The organism is Nostoc sp. (assembly GCF_036917755.1).
In the GTDB taxonomy this organism is placed as follows: domain Bacteria; phylum Cyanobacteriota; class Cyanobacteriia; order Cyanobacteriales; family Nostocaceae; genus Nostoc.
Genome location: NZ_JBALFC010000143.1, coordinates 24,255 through 49,170, shown reverse-complemented (window position 1 = coordinate 49,170; position 24,916 = coordinate 24,255). Strand labels below are relative to the sequence as shown.

Sequence of the window (24,916 nt, the reverse complement as noted above, 5' to 3'; positions counted from 1 at the left end):
ACTGAAACTTGTGTATTAATACCATTTCTTTGTGAGCCTGCGCCAAACCCTTTTAACTTCTTTCTTTCTTCCTTTCTTCCTTCCTTCGCGTCCTTCGCGTCCTTCTCCCAAGGGGAGACGCTACGCGAACGCGGTTCGTTTTTCTTTCTTGTACTTAAATATGGTTTAGCGCATCTTCATACAGAATTGGTATAAGTTTGCTTGCTTTCTAGGTTATCCTCAAGTTGATGAAATTGGGTGAGATAGAAATATAAAAATTAAGGCACGAACGCCAAGACCCCCACAGGAGAACCAGAACCACCACGTAATCTTAGAGGTGCGATCGCTAAAGTAGTACCTTTAGGTGGTAGTTGATCCAAATTGGTGAGATTTTCCAACACAATGCGCGGTTTTTCCAACACTAGGCGGTTAATCGCAAAACTGTTATCCTGTCCAGGGTCTACGCCATGAGTATCAATTCCTACTCCAGCGATTTGCCGCTCATCCAGTAAAAATTGAGTCGCATCGCTGCCAAACCCAGGAAAGTGGGCAATTCCTTGAGCATCATGATTGAGGAATGCACTTTTATCAAACCACTTTTTTTGCCAACCAGTATTCAGTATAACTACGCAGCCACCAGAAATTTCACCGTATTCTTCTTCCCAAGCCAGAACATCAGCAATAGTCAGGGCATAATCAGGATTAACCTCTGTGGCTGGGCGAATATCTATGACCACTGCAGGTACAACCAAAGATTGGGCTGGGTATTGGTCAATTCCCATAGCATAACTATGAAAACTGTTAGGGGCGTTGATATGGGTAGCGCTATGTTCACCCAAGGAAAAACGTCGTAGATAATAGCCATCATTATTTAGTTCAGCCACAGTTTCAAATTCTACTGGGGGATCTCCAGGCCATTGGGGAATACCTATGTCAATTACATGACTTAGGTGGATAACGCGTGTGTAGGTGATACTATTTTGACTTTGGGGTTGTATCATCCCAGCCTTCTATTTTATTTATTTGTACTCAGGGATTTTTTTCAAAGGTGCGATGCCCTTCTCTACGAGACGCTCCGCGAACGGCTCAGGCTCAGGGTAAGACCTGGGTTGGGCTACGCCTACGCAAAGATAGTACTACGATTACAACGTTTTTTAATCGATTGAAACAAGCATTTATTGAATGAGTCAAATATAATCCTTTAAACCTAATGATTTTTATATGTGCAATAATACCTCTTTTACTGTAAATAAATTGAAAAAATGCTGAAGTTCTGATTAAGATTAACTTCAGCATTTTTGGTAAAATTTAAACTCCGCATCTATCAGAGAAGTTGTTTGACTTTGTTTTTTCTTCAAATCACCGATAAATTCATCCTAGCTATGTAATTGCATTACTCAAAAACCTGATTTAGGTTCACGAAAAATATCTGATTATCTGTGAGGCGCTGAAGTCTTTATCATAAATTCACAATAATCAAGAATTTCATACCAAATAAATATTGATTTTTTATCAATAAGAATTCAGGATGAATTAGAGTTCGGCTGATGGATCTAGCTTGCTTAAAATCAGGGGTATAAAAGGGTTTGATATACACATCTCTACTCAGCAATCTCCAGTCTATTGGTGGTATAAAACCCCACTTTATCCATTCTGAACCCGGAATTATGACGAATATATTCTTATTCAATGTTCCCAACAAAACCCAACTTTTCAAAATTGGCTTGACCATTCAAAACGCCTTATATAGCAATCCTATCTGAGTTGTGAGAAATCTGAATTATGAGGAACTGCCAGAAAACAAAAACAGAATTCACAAATCTCACGAATGATTTAGGATTGCTATAGCAAAATCGCAAATTAAATGAGAGAAATGCTAAATGTGATATCAACACGTTGCAAGAATGGCTGGCAATCGTATTTTATATGTTATAAAGCTCACAGAAATTCATGTTAGGCGGAAACTACTCTATGGAACCAGATAAACTGGGCCGTTTTAAGGAGTACGGCGAATTCATCCTTAGAAAGATAGATTCTGTACCCCAGTCCCCTTCTAAACAAGAAGATTGGGTTCCAGCTAGTCTTGATGACTGTCTCCTGCGTCTGCGGTCAGCTGCCCAGAAAACTGTAGACCTGGCAACTTCGCCTGTGAAAATTGGGGTAATGGGGGAATTTAGTAGTGGGAAAACTTTACTTTTAGGCAGTCTGATTGGATATGCAGATGCTTTGCCAGTCAGTGAAAACCCCACTACAGGTAATGTTACCGCCATACATATCATCCCGCAAGAGGAGTTTGCCACGACTCAATTAAGTAATTTTACGGTGAAGTATCTTTCTCATGAAGGTGTACATGAGTGTCTACGCTTCATGCTAGGGGAAGCCAATAAACGAACAGCAGCAGCCGGACTTCCTCCTATACCAGTATCGAAACTCAACTCTGGTAAAGATATTATTAGCTGGTGTGAGGAAGCATGGAATAGTAGTAACAATTTAGAGCTACGTTATTTACTCCGGGAGTTGGTATTATTCCTGCGGGCTTATCAAGCCTATGGGGAAGTTATGTGTGGTGGGCGCTATCAGATTGATGCTATTACCGCCCGTGAGGGGCTACAGCTAGTCGAGCAGCCAATGGCAATCCAAACTCTGAAATTTGAAGATTTACCTCCAGCGCATATCCGATTACCGAGTCCACCCCAGAGGCTACCAACAAAGTTATTGCAAAACAGTTTCCCACTCATTCGCCGCGTAGATATCGATGTGAAAATATCACGGGAAATTTGGGATTTTACTGGCGCAGCTAAATTTATTCTGATCGATTTTCCCGGATTGGGGGCTGCTAATTCGGGGGCTAGAGATACCTTTTTGTCACTGCGGGAATTGGCAGAAGTACAGACAATTTTGGTATTGCTAAATGGTAAATCTCCGGGGAGCGATCGCGCCAACAAAATCTTTACGATGATGCAGCAGCAGCGACCGGGACAAGACCTGAAAGATTTAATTCTCGTCGGTGTGGGTCGCTTTGATCAATTACCCTTAGACAATGAGGGTGGGGAAAGAGAACTTGACCAACTGATTGAAGGTAGCCCACATTTACAGGAAGAAACAGTTTTCCAAAAACTCAAAGTTCTGCAAACTACCATTGACGGTGCAGAAGCGTTTACAACCCAAAAAGACCGCATCGTTTTACTATCGCCACTGTTGGGATTGGCTGAATTAGCGAAACGTTCTAGTACAGTGAAAGCCGGCTCACCAGAGTTTTTGGCTAATTTAGACTATCCTGATTACTTAGATCGGTCTAAACGGCTACAAGAGAAATGGCAGCTATTAAGTGAAGGGCTGCTAGAATCTGATCCCCGCAGTTATTTAGGCAGACAGCTAGGTTACTTTGCTCAAGATGGGGGACTTGGTAAGCTACGGGAATTGATTCAAACCCATGTAGCTACTCATGGTCTGAAGCAACTGCATGAAGATACTAAAAGAGCTGCTGATGTGGTCAGTCAGCAACAAGATCACTTGAAAGATATCATAGATGAAATTCACGAGCAAGGCATCCCCACAGGCGATAGTCCCGCTTTTATGGAATTGCGTTTTGTGGTCGAAAGCTTGGATAAAATCTACAGGAATTTTCAAAAAGATATAGGAAAAGAACCACTCAAAGATCGGCGCGGTGTTGTTGTCAGCGATGTAGTGAAAGACGAACTTACCTTTAGAATCCTCAATTGGAACCAGTGGACTTTACTCTTCAACAAAGCGAACAATGGAGCGATTGCTCTGGCAGAATCTAAAGGTGCAGCCGGGAAATTATTTGACCGAGGAAACCGTGTAAATAGTTCCCTTCCAACTAAGAGTGATGATTTTTATCCAGTATTTGAAAAAACCGTTAAAGAAGTAGAAGATTTTGCCCGCGATCGCATCCATCAAGCAGTGGTAGATTTGTTAAACCAATTATCAAATTATGTAGCTCCAGAACGCGAACAATTGCAGCCATTTTTTCACCCAGAAATGGAGCAACAAATCGAAGAAAAATTTGGTTTTGAAGATGCTGATCTCTTTTACAAATTATTACTAGGGTGCGATCCTAACGAATGGAAAGAAGCAATCATCTCCGAAATTAGTAGTAAAGACAAAACCGTTGCACCCGAAATCATCTTTCCTCTAGCGCGTCGAGACGATAAACACAACGTTGGTCAAATCTTTGACTGGGCACCAGAGAAAAGCCAAGGTTTACCCAGAACGAGCAACCACCAACTTTTTGTCCTGCGGCTGCGAGATGAAATTACTGCTAGCGCTAGCCTCCATCTTGTGCAGTATGTCAGCGAAGTTAATCAGCGAATTAATTCGGAACTAGAAGGCATTTTGGATCAAATTATTCCTAGTTTGCAAAACCTTTCAAAAAAAGAAACTTTGCTGAGATATTTGGCGGCTGGAGAATTGCCATCTGAGATCGCAATTCCTACTTGGTTGCAGATTCTTTCAGAAATTGCCGCGATTTCTGACTCAGATGATTTGAGATAAGCAGCGATCGGGGATCGGGTACGGATATGAGGATTTATTTGTGAGACGTGATGCGATTTTTTATACAATTTTCAAGCGTGTTCCAGGATTGTTTTTCGAGTTAGTAGAACAGCCACCAGCCGAAGCTAGTAGCTATCGTTTTGAATCAGTTGAAGTTAAAGAACCAACATTTCGGATTGATGGGGTATTTTTACCTCCACCTGATGCAACATCTCAGATGATCTTTTTTGCTGAGGTGCAATTCCAAAAGGATGAGTTACTGTATCATCGCCTTTTCTCAGAATCCATGCTGTATATGTATCGCAATCCGTCGCTTTACGATGACTGGTTCGGAGTAATTATTTTACAGTCTCGCAGCTTGGAACCGGAAAAAACCACTATTCACAGATCGTTACTGAACAGTTCCCAAGTACAACGGATTTATTTGGATGAGTTAGGTAGTCCTGATGAACAAAAAGTAGGTATCAGTTTGATGCAGTTGACTATTGCCTCAGAAACTCAAATGGTGGTGCAAGCGAAACGTTTAATTGATCGGGTGCAACAAGAACAGATAAACGTCTTAGCTAAAAAGGACATAATAGATGTAATCACAACGATCGCTGTTTATAAATTTGCAAACTTAAGTCGTGAAGAGGTAGAGGCAATGTTAGGAGTTAAGTTAGAAGAAACTAGGGTTTATCAAGAAGCTAAACAAGAAGGACGAGAAGAACTAAAACTTGAACTTGTATCTCAGTTCTTAGCTCGTGGTATGTCGATGGAAGATGTTGCCCAATTACTTAATTTAACCATCGAACAAGTAAGACTTGCAAGCGAGCAAGAATCTTCAACATCAACTTAGTAAGCTGTTGCGCCTTTAATTTGCACTAATATTTTTTCAACATGGTTGTGGGGTGGGCAAGATGCCCACCCTGATAATACGAGTTGTATAAGTAACAGCTTAACTGCCGCGATCGCGCTAGATAAAAAAGTCAGTGATCAACAGAATCATTTAATACTATAATGAACCCTTTCCAATTGAACAACTATACTGAGCAAGAACCAAGCGAGAAACAACAAAAAAGATTTCCCGGATGGTTTGCTTTAGATTTTGGTACATCGAATTCGACAGTTACACTCTTCGATCCGATTGAAGTCCCGATCGCCGAAATTTTACCCAAAGAACAAGAAATTCGGTTGCGCGATCGCTTATCACAATGGCTAAGTTCTCCCGCTTCTGTAGCTTTACCAGATGTCAGCGCTGATGATTGGCAAAAGTTTATCGCCGAAATTAGCAAAAACCTGGAGATAGAACCAGAAAACTTAAGTGAGGTTTTTGAAAGTGATAATAAAGAGCGATTTTTAGAAGCAATTCGCCAAATTGAACTTTCTTTAGGAAACAGCGAGAGGTTCCGCCGTGCTGTCAGCAAAAAACTTTACCAAATCTATCATGAAGTGTTCCGCGTTCCTACCCTAGAGTCGCAAAATCTGATCCCAGTTGTGTTGGATATCGATCGCCGCGACACGGAAATTCCTAGTGAGTCGGAAATTTCGCAGTTAGGGGACTTAAAACTGCGGATGGGTAGAGAAGCTAGAGATAACAGAAAAAAAGCGATCGCTCAAGGTACAAGCGGTTCTTTAAAGGAAATTATCAGCAGGTTTCACCATTCACCCAAACGCTATTTTGGTCAGGAGCGATCGTTTTCAGTTATTTTGGATGGTGAAGAAGAAACAATTACTGCAAATCAACTGATTCAATCTGCTTGGGCGCATTTAATCGAGTTAACTGAAGACTACCGCCAACGCGCACGACGCAGATTTTCAGAAGGGAATTTTTTAACAGCAGTTGTCACTTACCCAACTGTCGCCCCACCAGTTGTTCGTAAGGAAGTTAAGGAATTAGTTGAGCAGTTGGGAATCGATGATGTGCAAACTGCTTATGATGAAGCTGTTTCTGTGGCGATATTCTTTTTATGGCGAGAATTTGGTGGTAATCTCAACATTGGCATTGAGTCATTCAAAACCCGTTGTCGCCAAGCAGGAAATAAATGGTCACAAAATGTTCTCGTCTTAGATATTGGCGGCGGAACTACAGACTTAGCTTTAATTGAACTAACTTTAGAAGATAAAACCCCAGCTTTTGCCGATTATGAAGACCGAGGTTTAGGAGGACGTTACTACAAACTTACCCCCAAACTATTAGGATCATCTGGTCATTTACAGCTAGGCGGTGAGTTAATTACACTGCGAATTTTTAGATTATTAAAAGTTGCGATCGCCGACTTTTTATTGACAGCAGTAACAACAGGTGATATCGAAAGCGAAAAGCTAGAAGATTTAATTAGCTCTGAGTTAAACGATCGCTTTTTAGAACAAGGCAAATTCAAAAGTGGCAGTCTTTTGAAATGTCTCGATAAGGAAAATCCCGAAGGCGATGTTGCTTACAAAGATGCCCTAGATACTGCTGAGAAAGTATTGCCCACCCGTTGGCAACAAGCACCCCAACGGCTGCAATCTTTTTATCTTCTCTGGGATCATGCAGAAGCAGCTAAACTGAAACTTGGACAAAAGCCACCAGCAGAGAATTCTCTATTAACCTTCACACTTTCTGAGCAACAAATTTCCGAACTGCTCACCCAAAGCGCCGTTAAATTGCAAGTCAAAGATCCAAATAGCATCTGCGTCAGCTTAGATAACCAGCAATTTGAACGAGCCGCCGCTTCGGGAATTAAAGAAGCGATCGGTATTGCCAAAGGATTGATGGAAAGTCGTTTGCGTCCCGATGATCTCACTAAAGATTCTTGGAATTCTCAAAAAGTTGATTGGTTAATTCTGTCTGGTAAAACTTGTAATTTAGATATAGTACAGCGCCAAATCTATCAGGAATTTAGTAAGTCTCCATATTTTGTCTGGAATCCAGAACGAATTACCTTTGTGTTGGAATTTACCAAGCTAGCGACCTCCGCCGGTGCTTGTTATGCCGAGAAACTGCGAAGATTAAGATTCGATCCAGAAGAGTCTAAAAGCTTACTGCGCAAGGGAGCCAACCAGCTAGAAATTGATGTCAAAAACCTATTTTATTATTTGCCTTGCAACTTCAAACGCAAAACCCAAAGCAACGATTTGCTGACTATATTCAAGGCTGGACAAGAACTGTATCAACTCGCACCTGGGGAAACTGTCGCCAAAGTTCGTACTCACTGGCAAGGTATACAATTAACTAATATTATCTATCGTCAAGACTACGAGGACGGAGATTTACGACTTTGGGGAAGCTTTGACGGCAAAAACCTGATGAAAAAACTGGGGATAGAAGAGGCAGAGTTTCTCAAAAAAATCAAAGTCCAATTTGAAATTGACCAAACTCTTGAGTTTAGCGTATTGCTTTGTCAAGGCAATCCCCATTATTTGATTGACATTCCTGGCATTGATTTGGGAGCGGTAGTTTCAGAAACATCAGAGTTATTTGCTGATGGTAAATTGAACTGGAATATTGCTGTAGAACGCTTCAATAAAGACTTGAATGATGGTGATATTGCCGTCAATGTTATTGAGTCAGCAACTGTCGATCAACCAGATGCCTATCATCTTGTATTTGAAGTAGGAAATGATGGTAGTAAAACGTTTCAAAAATTTCACTATTTGCGCGATGGCGTGACGCAACCAGGAACCGGGTTAATTAGTAATCCCTTACCTCCCTTTCCGCAAACTGGCCAGCACACTTTCTATGTTTATCAAACAGACGTGGAAACCAACAGTAAAAAATGGATACGAATTGGCGCACTCAGTAAACCAGATGTAACCACAGATTACCCTTGCCAATATCGTGTGACTCTCGACGATCAAGGTATTCTGCGGATGCACGCAGGTGAAGTACCTTACTGGACATCAAAAAGTCAAGAATGCCTCAAAGAAGAGGGATGCGTTTATCTTGCTGAATTAGAGTTGCAACCTAATGAAGTTGATAAAGAACGTGATCCATTTTGCGGCATACATTAAAATAATTCGTAATTCGTAATTCGTAATTAACTGGAGTGATGATAGCCTCACGCAAAAGTGCCTGCAATGTCCCATTGTTCTACAGAATTCATTCTGAATTCTGACTCCTGAATTCTGTTTCGATAATCACAAGGTGGAAAGATGGCATACAGCGATTTTAGTCTTGCTAAGGTGAAAAATAGTTTTGACTTAACACTCGATGAAACTCGTAATCTATTTGCTGATACAAAACCTGTTATACCATCAGAAACCCTCAGAACGATTTTAATAGATTACATTCCTTTAGCAACTGCGATCGCAACCGAAAAAGCTAGGTCAGAGTTTTTAATTGCACCAATACTAGCAGAGGTCAGACGATTATTAAATAATAAAATTTCCCTATTTTCTGGGAATGAATTTAATGTTGATCCGGCTCAAAGCTTGCAAGGTTTCTGCGATTACATTATCAGCAATTCTCAAGAGCAATTATTTATTTCTGCTCCGGTAATGTTTATTTTTGAGGCGAAAAAAGAAGATATTATTGGCGGTCTTGGTCAATGTGTAGCGGCAATGATTGCGGCGCAGTTATTCAATCAAAATCAAGGTAATGAAGTTGGGCGGATTTATGGATCGGTTACTACTGGAACTAACTGGAAGTTTTTATTTTTAGAACAAACGACTGTTTATATAGATTCGACTGAGTACTATATTAAAGAAGTTGATAAAATTTTGGGTATTTTATTGCAACCTTTTCAGCCTGTTTTAACTGCTGTTTGAATATATAGCAGCCAACAGGCAATCGATAAGGGTGCGGCTGTTTTTAAAAGATGGTGTAATCATAAACAGTAAAAGTCAGAGTGCTGGTTTAACTTATCTGGTCAAGGTTTAAAATTTGTTGAAAAATAAGAGAAGTCAGGAAACTCGTCCACCATTACCACTATTCAATTGATATGAGTCTTTTTTGTCTAGTTCATGGTGCCTTCCAAGCCACTTGGTGTTGGGATTTGCTCATTCCCTACTTAGAAACACAGGGTCACAAAACCGTAGCAATGGATTTGCCAATTGAAAATGCATCTGCTACTTTGTCCCAATTTGCAGATGTAGTAATTCAAGCGCTGCCAAAAACTGATGATGATATTGTGCTAGTCGGTCACTCAATGGCTGGTACTATAATTCCCCTGGTTGCAGAAGCGGTAAAAGTGCGTCAACTAGTGTTTGTGGCGGCGCTGATCCCATATCCGGGAATCAGTACACTCGACCAATTTTCTGATCATCTTGATTCTGATACGCTCAAATCATTCAATTACCAGCCAAAAGACCCAAGTAAACTCCAACAGTTCCACGATGAGCCTGGTATGTATGAACCAGCTTCTGTAGGAAAAGATTATTCAGACGAAGCAGTATTAAGAGATTTTTTCTTTCATGATTGTCAACCGGATGTAGCACAGTGGGCAATCTCGAAAAGTCGTTCGCAACAATCTATGGCATATATATTTGAAACGAATCCTCTAAAAGCTTTGCCGCATGTTGAGCGTAAATATATTGTTTGTACCAATGACCGAATAATATCTCCTGCATGGTCACGCTACGCTGCACGCAAGCGCTTAGGAGTCGATGCCATTGAGCTAGCTTCTGGACATTGCCCGCATCTGTCTCGTCCTGACCTTCTTGCTTCAATATTAACTATAGGACTTACGCAAAACTACACGCTGTAGTCTTATCTTCAACGCCGATTTAGCCGCAGTAAACTTTTTATCTTCTGACAAAATCTTTGTACCAAAGGTCTAGGTTTTGATGTATATCTAGGTGATCGTGATGTCCGCGCAGCGCCCGGACTTCTTAATTCTTGTTCGATTTGTGCAGCTTTATTTAAATCTGAAGCGGCTCTATATTCGTATCCCAGTTGAGAGCAAACTAGCCCACGATATTTATATGCGTCAATATAGTGAGGATTGAGACGAATTGCATGGGTAAAATCTGCGATCGCATCCTCATATCTTTCTTTTGTAGCATTCTCTACTCCCAAAGTATAGAAAGTTTCTGCATCCCAACGATTGACAGATATTTTTGGGGGATTTATAGGCGAAGATGAGGATGGATTTTCACTAGTGGGAGGCTCGGATGGACTTTCAGATTTGAGTTTGTTGTAAGCTGCGTTGATTGATTTGATTTTTTCCTCAGCTTCCTGCTTTTGCTTTTGCTCAAGAAAGCGATCGGGATGCCAAATTTTCACTAGTTTACGGTAAGCTCGCTTCACTTGTGCTGGCGATGCACCAGGTTCTAGCCCCAGAATTTCATAAGCATAATTGATATCGAAGCGATCGCGCATACTGAAAAAATCGGCAACTATATAAATCTATGTTAACTATTCCCCTAAATCTTCTCCACTCAACTCAAACGCCCCATTCTGGTTATCACTGGGATAATAGTAGTCGCCGCTTCTTTGAAGGCTGGTATTACCGCGTTACTTTACCGGAAATTGGGCAAACATTTGCCTTTATGTACTCCATTGAAGACCCCATCGGCGGTAAAGCCCATAGCGGCGGTTCCGCCCAAATCCTCGGCCCCGATGATGGGTATTTATGCCGTACTTTTCCTGATGTGAAGAAATTTTGGGGTAGTCGAGATGTCTTGGGTTTAGGTCATTGGGGTAAAACGGATTTGCAAGTTTCTCCCCTATACCTTCTGCCAGCAGAGTTTGAGCATCATGTTCAAGAGGGATATCAAGCCACAGCCACCTTAAATCAGGGAATTATTTGCGATCGCGCCACCAATAATTATTGCCGTTGGGAGTATGAAATTCAACCCGTATACGGTTGGGGGAATCAAAATAGCATTCAGCAATCAACCGCAGGCTGGCTGTCATTCTTGCAGATTTTTGAACCGGGATGGCAAATTTTGATGGCTCACGGTTTAGCCAGTGGGAAGATTGACTGGAATGGCAAAATCTACGAATTCACCAACGCCCCAGCCTACGGCGAGAAAAATTGGGGTGGTGCTTTTCCCCAAAAATGGTTTTGGATAAACTGTAATTGCTTCGAGGGCGAACCCGACTTAGCATTAACTGCTGGCGGTGGACGGCGCGGTGTGCTGTGGTGGATGGAATCTGTAGCGATGATTGGCTTGCACTATCAAGGCAAGTTTTATGAGTTCGTTCCCTGGAATTCACAAGTAGACTGGGAAATTCAGCCTTGGGGCAGATGGCAAATGAAAGCTCGTAATTCAAATTACGAAATTGAGTTGACAGGAACCACCGATTTACCTGGTACACCTCTACGTGCGCCTACAGAGGATGGTTTAAGATACTGTTGCCGAGACACCATGCAAGGAAAGTTAAATTTAGAGTTACGAGAATTAAATGGTAGAAAATCTCAAATAATCCTGAAAGCAGAAAGTTTTCTTTGTGGTTTAGAAGTAGGCGGGGGTTCTTGGGATAATTGTTGGCAATCTCGCTAAAACTCCTGCTATGATTATATATGCTTCCTATTTGGGGCTGTAGCTCAGTTGGATAGAGCGGACGCCTCCTAAGCGTCAGGTCGTGCGTTCGAGCCGCACTAGTCCCGTGATCACAAAACCCCTAAGACCTTGACTAATAGCAGGTCATAGGGATTTTATTTTTTAGGATCTAATTGGATTACATAATATCATCTACCAGCACTGTCCCTCCCTCACAAAAATCGATGCTGAGATGACAATCTTCCAGAAGTGCTGTGCCAATGAGGGGACGACGACCCATCGCTAAAACTGGAATCACGCGTTCTGTGCCATTCCATAAAATAGTGGCTTGATGAACGTTGGTTATTGTACGAGAGTTGTCCGCAAGGTTCGCTTTAATTGGCGCAACGTAAGGCAAATCCAGTTCTGTGACTACCGTAGATGGCAAGGTTAAAAACCCTTCAAATCCTGTATCGACAACACATTCAATTTCTACTTCTGCACGCCCCGGAGGACAAATAATGATACTTATACCTGCTTGAAGCCCAACAATTCCATGTATCACTTTACTGTCCTGACCAACGTACCACCGACAGCATAAACAGCATCATAGCCAATTCGCTCTGTCCAAATGATTGCGTTTGGCTGTTTAGCTTGCAGCCGATGACAAGCCACGATGAAATCGTCATCGATTTCGTAATCACCTGTAGTGATATTAATTGCAATGATTTTGCCGATATTATCTGCTGTTTCGACTTGGGTACGGATACGCTGCTGGTAAAGTTCTTCCCCATGTTGAGCAATTTCTTCGCGGCTGAGGTTGGGATAAGGCATAAAATCAACCTTTTCTGTATCCGATTTCTGATTCGATTTTAGAACAAATCGAAAGCCCGAAGCAGCTAATAGAAAATGTGGAGCCGCCAGAAGTGAAACTGACGGCCTAGTGGTAAGCAATAAATCGTGTTGCTCTCAATATACGTAGGATAATAAAAAATATAAATACTTACTTTAAGAGTACAATTCCGTGCAAATACGTATTCACTTTATTTTCGATTATAAAGAAATAGCGAAGCTACTCAAATCTAGCTACACATTAACTAAATAAAACTGAAATTTATTGGAAGTATATAGAAACTAAAAATTCTGTAGTAGGTTGGGTTGAGCGACAGCTAAACCCAACGAAGTCTTGATAATGTTGGGAAGAGGCGATCGCTATTTAAAATTAACAGGAGTTTGATAATTACTTATTACTGTTTTTAAGTATTTTCCTAAATAATTTTAGATTTTATTTTTTCATTTATTATAAATTTAAGTAATTATACAGTAACAGATATAGATTTAGTCAAATTATTATAGATTAAGTGTTTTAGTAATTTTCTAATCTGAATTTTTAGAAATTTCAATGAAATACATTAGAAAATATATACAGATTAAAGTATATGGAACAACCACTTATATCTATTGTAATTGCAACATATAATAGAGCCTCAAGTTTACGTAGATACAGTTTTCCAGCGATCGCTAAACTCAACTATCCAAACTATGAGGTAGTAATAGTTGATGATGCCTCAACAGACGATACACAAAGCTTTCTCAAGACTGGTAATGAGAATATAAAAAACCTTCTTATTCTACGAAATAATCATAACAAAGGGGCTTGCTTTTCTAGGAATCTCGGTGTTGCTCACACCAAAGGTGAGATTATCGTCCTGATAGACGACGATGTAAGTCTATTCTCTGATTGCTTTAACGAATTAATCAAAATCTACACAGAAGACCCAGATGTCATGACTATTTGGGGATGTATTTACGAACATGGTGGTTCTGGCAAAGGAACAACAACATTTGGCACTGGTAGCCTCTGGTCATTACGACGAGAAATCTTTGATCATTTTCGCTTCGATACAAATCTTCGATATTTTAGAAGCAGTGCTTGCGACGAACACGAGTTAGCACGACGAATACAAAAGCATGGTTTCAAGATTATTAAGGCTAAAACAGCCAAAGCAGATCATTTCCAGGCGCCTGCTGAAAACAGAATATGGAGAGGACTAGGTGGAGATTTGAATCACCTTTATGAAAAGTTGAAATATGGATCTATTCTCCAGTACTATGGCTTGTTAATTCTTGGGTTTATATTGATCCTAAAACGACTACTGACAAAAGTAGAATTGAATAAAAATTGGCATAATCATCCTTATTATCAAGTTCTGCAAACACCGAATCGTCTATTTGTATTTATCAAAGAACGACAATTTTCTCTAGCTGCAAAATGGTTGTTTTATATTCTGATAGATATTCCGTTCCGAGCTAAAATGAAGGGAATTACCGAGTCATTTGCTAAAGCCTACAGCACTAAATGGCCTGCTTGAAGAAGGCAGAGGGCAGAAGGCTTTTACAGCACTTCCCGGTGTTATGAGGTACATTGATAATATTGTCTGTCTTCTGCTCAGTTTATCGAGTTGATAGAATTTTAGCAAATCAAACAGACTACACTGGTTCAAGCTTCAGGTTCAACCAGATCAAACCTCACTTTGTTGTATAAATCCTGTAGGGAAATCTCAAAGGGTAAAGTGGGCCCATCGCTTGTGCCAATTATCTGAATTCTGACTTCTGAATTCTTCTTCAATATATATCGCCTTTCATCATTCTTCTGCATCATCTACCAGAACACCCTATCTATATGGGGGTTTAGAAAGCGATCGCTTTTGAGTATAGCAGTCTTAAGGGAACAGGGGAACAGGGGAACAGGGGAACAGGGGGAATATTGATTCTGTTCCCTCCATGCCATGTCAGAATAATGAGATGGCAAAACCCGAAGATACAGTCAAACTGATTATTGGCAAAGAGTTAAAAATCCGTTTCAAGTCCTTGTGTGTGCAGGCTGAAACCGATATGAGCAGTGTTGCTAAAGAGTTAATCGCTGCCTGGTGCGAAGAACAGGAACGTAAACAAGCTGCACAAAAAGGCAATTCCTGAAAAGAATATTGAATGAAATTTCAAAAAGATGTAATTCGCCCTTCGACATCACCTACCAGAACACAAAGCGCGATCGCCTCTGGCGTTGGCGGAGCCATTGCGTTTTAATCGTCTCACAAGATGATTAAAATAGTGGGAAATATGGAAAATAGAAATGCAGGGGAGCTATTAGCTAAACACTTCAACATTAACATGAGGACATAAGAACGCTTGAACAACAAACACACTATGCGGATTACACCTGACGGTCAGATTACCATCCCTCCTGAAATCCGAGAGGTGCTAAACATTTCTCCCGACGTAGAATTAGCGTTTGAAATCGAAGGCGATCGCCTCTATCTCAAGAAAATACAACCTGCCGATAAAATTTCAACCTGGATTGACACCATGCGGGGTTGCGCTGCTGGAAACCTCACCACTGAACAAATCATGACCCTCACCCGCAGCAACGACAATCTATGACCGTCTTGGTAGACAGCAACGTTATCTTATTTATGTCCCTGGCTTACCTCACCCTCAATCCCTCTCCTTATAAAGGAGAGGGAAGCTAGATACAGGATGAAGTTTTGCATTTTATTTAACGGGTTCGATAATCTAATAGGCTATCACCTACCAGAACACAAAGCGCGTTCGCCTCTGGCGTTGGCGGAGCCATCGCTCTTTGTTACCTTCTGATTAGTCTGCAAATAATCGTGTAGTAAATCGCAACCCCGTGTCAGTAATTTTTCCAGTTGGATATCCGCCAAATTCTGTAAAATCACCGCACCGTTAGCACTACCCGCAGCCAAAGTTTTACCGTCATGGCTGAAACTGACGCTGGTTAATTCATCCTTGTAACCTTTCAAAGCAATCAGCAATGTCCCTTCTCGGTTCCAAATCCTCACTTTGTCATCACTGGAGGCTGCTAGAGTCTTACCATCGGGGCTAAAGCTGACACTGATGAAACTATCGCCATCCCCAGCGAGATTATTTAGCAAATCACCGTCTCGACTCCAAATCTTCACTGTGCTATCAATACTAACTGAAGCGATAAGCCCTTTGGGTATGGCTCCGCTTACCGCCTGACTATCAGGCGACCAAGCAACCCCATTTACTCGGCGACTATGACCAGTTAAGGTATATAGTAATTTACCATCCACACTCCAGATTTTCACTGTTTTGTCATCACTGGCTGAGGCTAGCAATTTACCATCTGGGCTAAAGCTTACCCAATTCACCGCGTCTTGATGTCCCTGCAAGGTGTTGAGTAGTTTACCGTCGAGACTCCAAAGTTTTACTGTTTTATCTTTACTGGCCGAGGCAATTACTTTACCATCAGGCGACCAAGCAACACCCAAGACGGCACCATTATGACCCTGCAAGGTGTTGAGTACTTTACCGTCGAGACTCCAAAGCTTCACCGTTTTATCTTTACTAGCCGAGGCGATCGCTTTACCATCGGGGCTGAAACTCACGCCCCAAACTTGACCCTGATGCCCCGTGAAAATACGGATTAGTTTACCATCTCGACTGAAAAGTTTTATAGTTTTGTCTCGACTCGCTGCTGCTAAGGTGCGATCGTCTGGACTAAAACTGATGCTAGTTACCCAATCATCATTATCAGCTTTGGGCTTTCGCAGCAGCACATCATCCCAATACCAGAGTTTAATAGTTTTATCCCGACTTGCAGAAGCAAGGGTGCGACCGTCTGGGCTGAAACTGACGCTATTCACCCAATTATTATGTCCCTTCAAGGTTCCCAGCAGCACACCTTCAAAACTCCAAAGTTTAATTGTCTCGTCGGTACTTGCGGAAGCGAGCGTGTTACCATCAGGGCTAAAACTGACGCTGGTAACTCCAGCACTATGCCCCGATAAGGTTCGCAGTAGTTTACCTTCCAGATTCCAAAGTTTGATTGTCTGGTCTAAACTAGCAGAAGCGATCGCTTGACCATCAGGCGACCAAGCTATACTTTTGACTGCATCCTCATGTCCTTGGAAGGTTTTGAGCAGCTTACCATCCCGACTCCACAATTTCACCGTCTTGTCAGCACTCCCGGAAGCAAAAGTTTGACCATCAGGCGACCAAGCGACACTTAAGACTGCACCTTCATGTCCCTGCAAAGTTTTGAGCAGCTTGTTATCCCGACTCCAAAGTTTTATTGTCTTGTCTGAACTCGCTGAAGCAATAATTTGACCATCTGGGCTGAAACTAACACTATTAACTACAGCTTGATGTCCTAATAGAGTAGCAAGCAGTTGACCGTCCCGATTCCACAGTTTTACTGTCTTGTCTTGACTGGCGGAAGCAATTATTTGACTATCGGGGCTGAAACTGACGCTATTAACTACATCTTCATGCCCCGACAAGGTTTTAACTAAGCTACCATCGGGACGCCAGAGTTTAATTGTAGTATCCGCACTGGCTGAAGCAATTAAAGTACGATCGCCACTAAATATAACACTATTTACCCCAGAGATATGCCCTTCTAAGCGGTTATATTCTCTTACCCCAGAAACTGCTTGAAAGAGTGCTGTCTGTACTTCCTCTCTTGTATTGGAATCTACCCAGACTGTTTGTTGTAATTTTCTTCCCGCTTTTAAAGCTTCCTTTAAAGCATCAATACCTTTTTGAGAAGCAAAGAGGGCTTCACTAGATGCACTCAGGGTTTTAATTTCGCTATCTACTGCTGTGACTATGGAAACACTTAATCCTAATATGGCGAGAACACAAGCAGTCAGGGCAATTTTCAACGAACGATTTAATTGAGCTTCACTAATCCTTTGTTTCTTTTGACTTTCTGCGAGTTTAGCTGTTAACTCTTTTTCTTTAAGTTCAGCTCGCAAGTGTTCAATTTCTAACTGACTTAATTCTTCCCGCTTGTGTAACTCTCGCAATTCTGTTAATAAGTCCAATCCCGGTTGGGGATGAGAATCTACCAATTTAGAACGCTGCTTTTTTTGGCTAAGTTCGCTTTTAAGTCGTTCAATCTCAGCTTGACTCTGTTCTACTTTTTGCCGTAGCTGGTTTAGTTGTACCTGTAAACTCGATTCTTGTTGTTGCAGGTAGCGAATCAACTCTACTAAATAATCGTGAATCAGTTGATAGCGTTCTGGTACATCAGGGAATAATACCACTAAACCGGAGCTAACTAAAATCTCTAATACTAACTCTAAGTTACTCGCATCTTCCAACTCTGCTAGCTGCACCGCTAACTCAGCACGAGTTTTAAAAGGTCGGTTGTTACTTTCATCTGTTAATAAATATAAGACGATTAAAGCGGCTCGTTCATTTTCTGGGCCGCAGTCTTTAATCAGTTCCTTAATATATCGCTCAATGAGTTTATTAGGTCTATATGGCTGATATTCTTCTAGTGTAGTAATGCGTTCATCTTGAATTTGCGCTCCCACAACTTGCAATTCAATCGGGCGGACTTCACCAAATTCTGTTGATAAATCTTCGATTAAGGCATCAATTAAAGCCGGTTCTAAATTAAACTGCGATCGCTCTGTTAATTTTCGGATAATTGCTTTCGCATATTCTGGTGTAAAATTATTTAACTGGTAACGAATATGCTTGTCGAGAATATTATTATTAATCGCTTCCAGTGCCGAAAGATGTTTAAAATCTAATAAACGATGTAAATAATCTTCGCGTAAGGAAAGGATAACTTTCACAAAGGGGATTTTGAGACAGTCACTAATAAATTTATCAAATTCTTGCTTTTGATTGCGATCGCTATAACCAAAGAAAAATTCTTCAAACTGGTCAAAAATTAAAACTGTGATCAAATGCTGATCAGCATTTTCCTTTAGTTGCTGTAAAATTCTCAAGATGGTGATCGGTTGGGCATAATAAGCTAAAGCTTCCGGTTTAATAGCTACTTCTGGCTTCATATCAGCATACACGGCAAGGGATGCGTCACTAGACATCGCCTCACTTAAAGATTTCCCTAATTCTCGCGCCCAATCGGTGTAAACTTGCAACACTACAGGCACGGCTATTTGATCGCCAACGGCTCGATTTTGCAGGGCTGGAACTAAGCCCGCCGTCACAGTAGAACTCTTACCCACCCCTGATTGACCGTGAATCACCGTCAGCTTTTGATCGGCGCGGCTAATTCTGCCAATTAAGTTATTAATATCACGCTCTCGACCAGAAGCGGCAATTTCTAAAGCAACGCTACTACTCCCAGAAGGTGACATCAATGCTGGATTTGTCGCCTGTCTTTGCGGTTGCAAGCGTCCCGCACCGATAAAAGCCCGAAAACCGTACTGTTGCTCAACAGAACGCCGTTTCTGTCGAATATAATAGGCTTCCAGATAGCGCCCTTCTTCAAAGTAGAGCGATCGCAGTCTCCGCAACAAGCGAATATAACGATGGGCATCATATTGATGAGCGCTGCTTTCTAAAGCTGCGGGTAGTTCTTTTGTCGCCTTGTCGAGGTATTCACGAGCTATTTCTAGCTCACCTAAATTTCGCTGGGCTTTCGCCAAAACTAAATAGTAAATTTGCCCCAGCAGTAATGGAAATAAGCAGTTGTAAGGGTCGTTGTGCTTTTGCGCCTCACCTAATTTCAGCAGTGATACGTGTGCTAATATACTCGCCTGTACCCACCGCGACTGCTGCACAGCCACTTGCGCCAGAAAACCGTAGTCACAAGCTAATTCAATTTGAGTACCATAAGTTTGATGTAACTCCAGAGACTTTTGAGCAACTGTCTGCAACTCTTCCCACTCTTGCAGATATTGCAAAACTTCAGCGAGTTGATTAATGAATCCAGCAACTATATCTAAACGCCCAGCCACTTCTAAAATATTTAAGCATTGCTGAAAATAAGATTTAGCTGTGTACCAATGGCGGCGGTTTTCGGTTTGATTTTGCTCTGCAAAACGGCAATAACACAGCCCAATATAAAACAGTAAAATTCCCTGTCGTAAAAGTAGAGGAGATGGGCGATTAGGAGGCATAGGCAAAGAAAATACTTCTTCACCCCCCAAAGAAGAAGACACAGGGACACGGGAACGCGGGGATGCAAAGAGCGAGAATGCCACCTCATCCCCCTCATCTCTTCCTTTTGCCAACTTTTGCCAAACTTCCAAGCTTTGCTGAAAATGATTTAAGGCTGGATGAATGCGATCGCTAATATAATCATCTAGACCAAAAACAAATTCTAAACTAGCGTCTAATTCTGACTCTAAGCTAATACCACGATTGTGTAACTCTTTAATGGCAAAGTGGAGTTCATAGCTATGTTTCCAGACTTGCTCCACAGTGGAATAATGCTTTGCAACTTCAGAAGGTTGCTGTTGTGCAGCATCGGTTGGTAACACCGTGGCAAATAAAGAGTCAGTTTCCTGTTGCAAAAATTCCAGCAGTGATTCAGATGTCATTTCAAACCGAATCGGTGTCGCCGCCCAACTAGCAAAATCTGGTGCTAAACGCACTACTTTTTGCAACACTTCCTCATTCATCCAGACAATCATCGGGAATGCGTGGCGTTTGCGAAATTCATCACGAATATGATTGATAGACCTAAGTAAATCATCAAGTCCATCTACTGACTCTAAACCCAAAATCATCAACGCCGATGGCGGATTCTTTTCGGTTAGCAGTTGTAAATGAATACTTGTGTAAAGACTTCTAGCATTATGCGGCAAAACTACCTTTTGAATTTGGTGTACTCCTGAAGAGAGTTCTTCGAGTCGTTGCAGCATTCGCTCTTGCAAAACTCGATAATTGCAGCACACCAAAACCAGGGAGAATTGACCATTAGAAAGGGCAATTGCTCTCCCCAAATTTCTCAAAGCACGCTCATTAGCTGCTGTTACATCTGCTTGTGGGTGTCGTTCAACCATGACTTAAATTTTTCTGTCTCTGCTAAAACTGGGTTGACGGCAAACCAAGCTCCCTGATGATCGCGGTATTCAAATACAAATAAACTTCGCAATAAAGTATGGTATTCTATATCGCCTCTAACTCTCTGCTGTTGCACTACCTGAAAGATTAATTCCCACTCATGAGGGTCGATAGCGTTGGTTCGGTAATCCCGTTGTCTTCGGATTACCAACTCGACACACTCCCGCTCAAAAGGTGGATCTTGTTCTCGCAGACAGTCAAATAGCAACCCTAGCAAGTCGCGTACATGACCACCACTAATCAGGCACAATCGATCTAAGGTATCCAAACTATCAAACACTTCTGTAATTAAGCCTAACCGATCGCTAGGTAAAATGTCGGGAAAAGCTCTAGCTAGTACCATTTGCCGCAACATTGCTAGCCCTTGAGGGAAAATCTCTCCAGAGCGCAAACGTACAGGTATCATCGGCAACACTTTTGGCGCGACTCCACCCCCCAAACGATGTTGAAGTTCGGCGCTATCGTTGGAGAAAGTCAGAGCTAAGGGAATAGTGTAGACTACATGACAATTCAGTTTGCGTAACTGTTCACCACGCTGAATAAATAAATATTCTGGCAGCGATCGCCCCGATGGTAAAGGTCGAATTGCTACTCTATCTAAGTTATCAACAATTACCACCAATCCTTTTTTACCCCTGGCTTTCAGTTCCTTGGTGGCACGTTCTAGCAATTCTTGATTAATTGACTGTAAAATATTTGCTGTTCGCGGTTCCAAGTAATCTCTTAACCGCCGCCGCAATTGGGGGCTTTCTTTAGTTTTAGCTGTAATTTTGGCAATTCCCACAGATAATTCTGCTTCTACCCCAATGTCAATTGGCGTTTGCAAGAAATCGACAATTTCACCAAACAACTTGGTAAAGTAGGTAGGTTTGAGCCTAATTTTCATCGCTTCTAAGCTTTCGCTCACCTGGCCAGCGATCGCTAACAAAATATCAGTCACATCCACGTCGGCCATTTCTAAGACATGGGTAGACTCAAAATAAACTACATGAAATTGTTGCTCCTCTAACTCAGCTTTCAGGCGCAATAACTCCGTTGATTTTCCACAACCGAGATGTCCTGTAAATAGCTGACAAGTTGGAGCATCTGGTGAGATGCGAGCGATCGTGCGCTGTAAAGCCTCAATGATTTTGCCACCCCGCACCGCAGCAAAATCGATATAGTATCTGCGATCGCTGGCATTTCCTATAATTAGAGGTCTGCTGGGATTGCAAGCCTGATAAAATCTTTCTAAATCTAGGAGCATAACTAATCGAGTTCACTCAGGAATAAGGATGAAAAAATCTGCTAAATAAATATATTTGGTTTTAGGGAATTTCTTCCTTAATTTAAGTACATCTCACTCAAAATACTAACTAAATTAGCAGTATTCGGGATGATTTTTCATATCTAGGTTTCATCTAGCACAAGGGAAGGCTGATATTTGATTTTAAGTAAGTAAAAATACTATTATAAGTACAAATAGCAAAAATCTCCTTTACTAAATAAGTTACTCTTATCAATATTAAAAATATCCAGCACAAAAAAAGGTACTGTTAAGTACAGTTTGATAGCGCTCTTGAATATATAGCGGTTCTCAATTGCATAAAATATAGACCACTCATAGGGAAGAGACGCGATAAATCGCCGTCTTTACAATAATCAGTCCTTTGTAGAGACGGCGATTTATCGCGTCTTTGCTTTGCGATCTCGGACGTGTCATTAAAAAACCTTATCGGAACCGATTGCCCTTTGGTATTTTCTGTTAAGGCGTAAGCGCTAGATTTAGCCCTGAAAGAGATAATTTGTTCCTGAAAGTGATGATTTACTCCTGAAAGCGATGGGTTACGCCTTAACGCCATACTTTACTCCTTAAAAAGACGATTTTTTTCTTAAAATGACGATTTTTTTCTTAAAAAGACGATTTTTTTCTTAAAATGATGACTTTTTTCTTAAAAAGACGACTTTTTCCTTAAAAAGATGACTTTTTTCTTAAAATGATGATTTTTTTCTTAAAATGATGACTTTTTTCTTAAAATGAACGTAGTGTGCAACTTTCTCTCAAACTTAACCCCCAACCCCTTCCCTACGAGGGAAGGGGAGCAAGATTTAAAATGATGATTTTGTTTATCAAGGGGCTTAAGATCCTTGTCTTTGAGATGGTAGCTAAATTTATGCCGTGCTGTACTGGTGAACCGATTAACGAAGTAACGCGATGTGCAACTTATTCTTAGAACCCCGCTTCCATTCTTCTCCCCCACAGTCCGAGAGGCTTTGATTCTTGCTCCCCTTCCCTTGTAGGGAAGGGGTTGGGGGTTAGGTTTGAAAGAAAATTGCAGACGGCGTAAAGTAATCTACAACCCCATTGAGTATAAAATTATCTGGTCATGCAGCTTATCGGGTAAAATGTGCTTCAGCACAGCTCCAAGTTTGGCATCTTGTCCAACAAGATAGCGTGTCTTAGGTTGTTTTGCAGTCAGCGCATGGACAACAACCTGAGCGACAAGATCCGCAGAAATTCCCTTAGATGCGAGAATCTGCATTTTTTTACGGACAATATTCATCGCCTGACCGTAAAGATTTTGTGCCGATTCTGGTAAATCCTCCTGTGCTATTTCAGATTGACTTAGAGACTTTTCCCAGATTGGAGTAGCAATAGAACCAGGTTCAATAATAGAAACCGAGATTCCCCAAGGTCGTAACTCCATCCGCATGACATCAGTGAGTGCTTCCAGGGCAAACTTTGAAGCATTGTAAGCTCCCAGGAACGGCGTCGGACTTCTACCAGCAATGGAACCCATATTGATAATTCGACCCCGACTCTGGCGTAATAGACCAAGAAATGCTTGTGTGACTGCTAATTGTCCAGTAACATTAACCTGCATCTGGTGTTGAAATTCTGCGATCGCTAATAATTCCAACGGCCCAGGAACAGCAATTCCGGCATTATTCACTAAACCTAAAATCCCTGCATCACCGACTGCATTTGTTACCTTATCAACTGCAGCTGCGATCGATTCAGCGTCAGTAACATCTAAAAAAATTGGAATGAGCCTTTGTGACCCTTTCTGTCTAAGTGTTTGAGCATCAATATCTTGACGCACGCCAGCAAAAACAGAGAAACCCAACTGGTCTAAAAGCAAAGCAGATGCCTGACCAATTCCTGTTGAAGCTCCTGTAACCACTACTGTACGTTGATTTTTTGTAACCATTAAATTTTTTGATGATGGGATTGCTGTAATTACGAATTAGTATCAATCTTTGCAAGTACCAGCGCGAAGGCAATCTTCCGTTTGGTCATCTCTAGCCGATATTTGCCAGGGAAAATTGTCTGACTGAGTACTTGTGTTGTAAGCAATTAGAGCAGCCATTATGGGAAACTGGTTTTTAACAATCAGCACGTCACTACTACAACTATTGCCTAGCTCAACATTGTATAAATAAACAGGCAATGACATCAGGGCAATGAAAATTGTCCGGTACATACCCAACCTCAGCTAAAAATTTCCGATTGCGCTATGTATAGATAGATGCCACCTTGATGAACCGGATTTTTAAAACTGAGTATTATATGCTGATGTTGTGTCGGTTTACTCAGCGCTAGTAGCCGCAGAGACGTAATTTCTAAATTATCGAAACAGAATTCAGGATTCAGGAGTCAGAATTCAGAATGAATTTTCTACAAGTTGTGGGTGAATAAACGGGTTTAAAACGCTGCGCGATCGCGGACTCTTTGGCGGAGCCTCTCTTAGAGAAAGAGCTATGCGATCGCTGGCGGATGTGAATCCCCCATTACAGCAGAAATCATGTATTTGAACCATATCTGTCGTAGGGGCACAGCAATGCTGTGCCCCTACCGCGTGGTCTATTTACTGACTCCTGAATTCTTCTTCATCGGTTCCACCTTTTTTTTAGGTTAGGCATTGCTTACAAGATCGCTTCCTACTAACTTATGCAAATGCAACCCCAAAAAACAGGATAAAAAACCCACAGCACCCAAAAACATATCTTGGTAGCTGCATTCCCCAGATAAAATAATGAAGAGTGCTGAGTTAAAAGTGCTGAGTCACCGAAATGATCGATGACCGACAAAGACTCATGATACAAGCCCATAAATAAATGATACTGTTGACGAATTGATAGGAAGTCGAACCCATCAGCCCCAATCCATCTTAAT

Annotated in this window: 17 protein-coding genes and 1 tRNA gene; 10 read left to right on the top strand and 8 right to left on the bottom strand. The window is 41.4% G+C overall.

Translation table 11 applies throughout. From position 1 onward, the window contains the following. Window positions 1-257: 257 nt before the first annotated feature. Window positions 258-980 (bottom strand): cyclase family protein, encoded by a 723-nt coding sequence (locus V7L05_RS30310; RefSeq protein ID WP_335169765.1) that lies wholly within the window; start codon window positions 978-980, stop codon window positions 258-260. A gap of 970 nt (window positions 981-1,950) precedes the next feature. Here V7L05_RS30310 and V7L05_RS30305 point away from each other — a divergent pair. The 5 genes from V7L05_RS30305 to V7L05_RS30285 all read left to right on the top strand — a co-directional run bounded on the left by V7L05_RS30305 (window position 1,951) and on the right by V7L05_RS30285 (window position 10,163). Further along, window positions 1,951-4,494 carry a proteasome protein gene (locus V7L05_RS30305; RefSeq protein ID WP_335169763.1) on the top strand — a complete coding sequence of 848 codons (2,544 nt, stop codon included), beginning with the start codon at window positions 1,951-1,953 and terminating at the stop codon, window positions 4,492-4,494. A gap of 40 nt (window positions 4,495-4,534) precedes the next feature. Beyond that, a complete protein-coding gene (locus V7L05_RS30300; RefSeq protein ID WP_335169761.1) occupies window positions 4,535-5,332 on the top strand; it encodes an Rpn family recombination-promoting nuclease/putative transposase in 798 nt (265 codons plus the stop codon). Window positions 5,333-5,493: 161 nt separating this feature from the next. Continuing rightward, window positions 5,494-8,469 carry a molecular chaperone gene (locus V7L05_RS30295; protein ID WP_335169759.1) on the top strand — a complete coding sequence of 992 codons (2,976 nt, stop codon included), beginning with the start codon at window positions 5,494-5,496 and terminating at the stop codon, window positions 8,467-8,469. Between the two features lie 141 nt (window positions 8,470-8,610). After that, window positions 8,611-9,225, top strand: a complete 615-nt coding sequence (locus tag V7L05_RS30290; protein WP_335169757.1) for a hypothetical protein — start codon at window positions 8,611-8,613, stop codon at window positions 9,223-9,225. Window positions 9,226-9,398: 173 nt separating this feature from the next. Then, entirely contained in the window at window positions 9,399-10,163 is a 765-nt protein-coding gene (locus V7L05_RS30285) for an alpha/beta fold hydrolase (protein WP_335169755.1), read from the top strand. Window positions 10,164-10,171: 8 nt separating this feature from the next. Here the strand turns inward: V7L05_RS30285 and V7L05_RS30280 are convergent, their stop codons facing one another. Further along, window positions 10,172-10,777: a J domain-containing protein gene (locus V7L05_RS30280; RefSeq protein WP_335169752.1), complete on the bottom strand. Its 606-nt coding sequence runs from the start codon at window positions 10,775-10,777 to the stop codon at window positions 10,172-10,174. A gap of 29 nt (window positions 10,778-10,806) precedes the next feature. Between V7L05_RS30280 and V7L05_RS30275 the strand changes: the two genes are divergently transcribed. Together V7L05_RS30275 and V7L05_RS30270 are read left to right on the top strand one after the other, a co-directional pair. Next, window positions 10,807-11,904: a tocopherol cyclase family protein gene (locus V7L05_RS30275; protein ID WP_335169750.1), complete on the top strand. Its 1,098-nt coding sequence runs from the start codon at window positions 10,807-10,809 to the stop codon at window positions 11,902-11,904. Between the two features lie 33 nt (window positions 11,905-11,937). Beyond that, window positions 11,938-12,011 (top strand) — tRNA-Arg (locus V7L05_RS30270). A gap of 71 nt (window positions 12,012-12,082) precedes the next feature. Here V7L05_RS30270 and V7L05_RS30265 read toward each other — a convergent pair. Both V7L05_RS30265 and V7L05_RS30260 read right to left on the bottom strand, forming a co-directional pair. Beyond that, complete coding sequence (locus tag V7L05_RS30265; protein WP_335169748.1) at window positions 12,083-12,448, bottom strand: clan AA aspartic protease; 366 nt, start codon at window positions 12,446-12,448, stop codon at window positions 12,083-12,085. After that, window positions 12,445-12,717, bottom strand: coding sequence for a hypothetical protein (locus tag V7L05_RS30260; protein WP_335169746.1), 273 nt, complete (start codon window positions 12,715-12,717; stop codon window positions 12,445-12,447). The genes V7L05_RS30265 and V7L05_RS30260 overlap by 4 nt, the downstream gene beginning before the upstream one ends. A gap of 605 nt (window positions 12,718-13,322) precedes the next feature. Here V7L05_RS30260 and V7L05_RS30255 point away from each other — a divergent pair. From V7L05_RS30255 to V7L05_RS30245, 3 genes are all read left to right on the top strand, one after another. Continuing rightward, complete coding sequence (locus V7L05_RS30255) at window positions 13,323-14,255, top strand: glycosyltransferase family 2 protein (RefSeq protein WP_335169744.1); 933 nt, start codon at window positions 13,323-13,325, stop codon at window positions 14,253-14,255. Window positions 14,256-14,688: 433 nt separating this feature from the next. Further along, complete coding sequence (locus tag V7L05_RS30250) at window positions 14,689-14,862, top strand: plasmid partition protein ParG (protein WP_335169742.1); 174 nt, start codon at window positions 14,689-14,691, stop codon at window positions 14,860-14,862. A 210-nt stretch (window positions 14,863-15,072) separates the two neighbouring features. After that, entirely contained in the window at window positions 15,073-15,324 is a 252-nt protein-coding gene (locus V7L05_RS30245; RefSeq protein WP_335169740.1) for an AbrB/MazE/SpoVT family DNA-binding domain-containing protein, read from the top strand. A gap of 143 nt (window positions 15,325-15,467) precedes the next feature. Here the strand turns inward: V7L05_RS30245 and V7L05_RS30240 are convergent, their stop codons facing one another. The 4 genes from V7L05_RS30240 to V7L05_RS30225 all read right to left on the bottom strand — a co-directional run bounded on the left by V7L05_RS30240 (window position 15,468) and on the right by V7L05_RS30225 (window position 24,224). Then, window positions 15,468-20,699 carry an nSTAND1 domain-containing NTPase gene (locus tag V7L05_RS30240; protein ID WP_335169738.1) on the bottom strand — a complete coding sequence of 1,744 codons (5,232 nt, stop codon included), beginning with the start codon at window positions 20,697-20,699 and terminating at the stop codon, window positions 15,468-15,470. After that, the gene (locus V7L05_RS30235) at window positions 20,669-22,006 is read right to left on the bottom strand and encodes a P-loop NTPase fold protein (RefSeq protein WP_335169736.1); all 1,338 of its coding nucleotides are present in this window, start codon (window positions 22,004-22,006) and stop codon (window positions 20,669-20,671) included. The genes V7L05_RS30240 and V7L05_RS30235 overlap by 31 nt, the downstream gene beginning before the upstream one ends. Window positions 22,007-23,093: 1,087 nt before the next feature. Beyond that, entirely contained in the window at window positions 23,094-23,951 is an 858-nt protein-coding gene (locus V7L05_RS30230; protein WP_335169734.1) for an SDR family NAD(P)-dependent oxidoreductase, read from the bottom strand. 42 nt (window positions 23,952-23,993) lie between these two features. Further along, window positions 23,994-24,224 (bottom strand): hypothetical protein, encoded by a 231-nt coding sequence (locus tag V7L05_RS30225; protein ID WP_335169732.1) that lies wholly within the window; start codon window positions 24,222-24,224, stop codon window positions 23,994-23,996. Window positions 24,225-24,916 lie beyond the last annotated feature (692 nt).

Bases quoted from the DNA above. Each gene is read 5' to 3' on its own strand.
- V7L05_RS30310 (WP_335169765.1), bottom strand. From the start codon at position 980: ATGATACAACCCCAAAGTCAAAATAGTATCACCTACACACGCGTTATC.
- V7L05_RS30305 (WP_335169763.1), top strand. From the start codon at position 1,951: ATGGAACCAGATAAACTGGGCCGTTTTAAGGAGTACGGCGAATTCATC.
- V7L05_RS30295 (WP_335169759.1), top strand. From the start codon at position 5,494: ATGAACCCTTTCCAATTGAACAACTATACTGAGCAAGAACCAAGCGAG.
- V7L05_RS30290 (WP_335169757.1), top strand. From the start codon at position 8,611: ATGGCATACAGCGATTTTAGTCTTGCTAAGGTGAAAAATAGTTTTGAC.
- V7L05_RS30285 (WP_335169755.1), top strand. From the start codon at position 9,399: ATGAGTCTTTTTTGTCTAGTTCATGGTGCCTTCCAAGCCACTTGGTGT.
- V7L05_RS30280 (WP_335169752.1), bottom strand. From the start codon at position 10,777: ATGCGCGATCGCTTCGATATCAATTATGCTTATGAAATTCTGGGGCTA.
- V7L05_RS30275 (WP_335169750.1), top strand. From the start codon at position 10,807: ATGTTAACTATTCCCCTAAATCTTCTCCACTCAACTCAAACGCCCCAT.
- V7L05_RS30260 (WP_335169746.1), bottom strand. From the start codon at position 12,717: ATGCCTTATCCCAACCTCAGCCGCGAAGAAATTGCTCAACATGGGGAA.
- V7L05_RS30255 (WP_335169744.1), top strand. From the start codon at position 13,323: ATGGAACAACCACTTATATCTATTGTAATTGCAACATATAATAGAGCC.
- V7L05_RS30250 (WP_335169742.1), top strand. From the start codon at position 14,689: ATGGCAAAACCCGAAGATACAGTCAAACTGATTATTGGCAAAGAGTTA.
- V7L05_RS30240 (WP_335169738.1), bottom strand. From the start codon at position 20,699: ATGGTTGAACGACACCCACAAGCAGATGTAACAGCAGCTAATGAGCGT.
- V7L05_RS30235 (WP_335169736.1), bottom strand. From the start codon at position 22,006: ATGCTCCTAGATTTAGAAAGATTTTATCAGGCTTGCAATCCCAGCAGA.
- V7L05_RS30230 (WP_335169734.1), bottom strand. From the start codon at position 23,951: ATGGTTACAAAAAATCAACGTACAGTAGTGGTTACAGGAGCTTCAACA.
- V7L05_RS30225 (WP_335169732.1), bottom strand. From the start codon at position 24,224: ATGTACCGGACAATTTTCATTGCCCTGATGTCATTGCCTGTTTATTTA.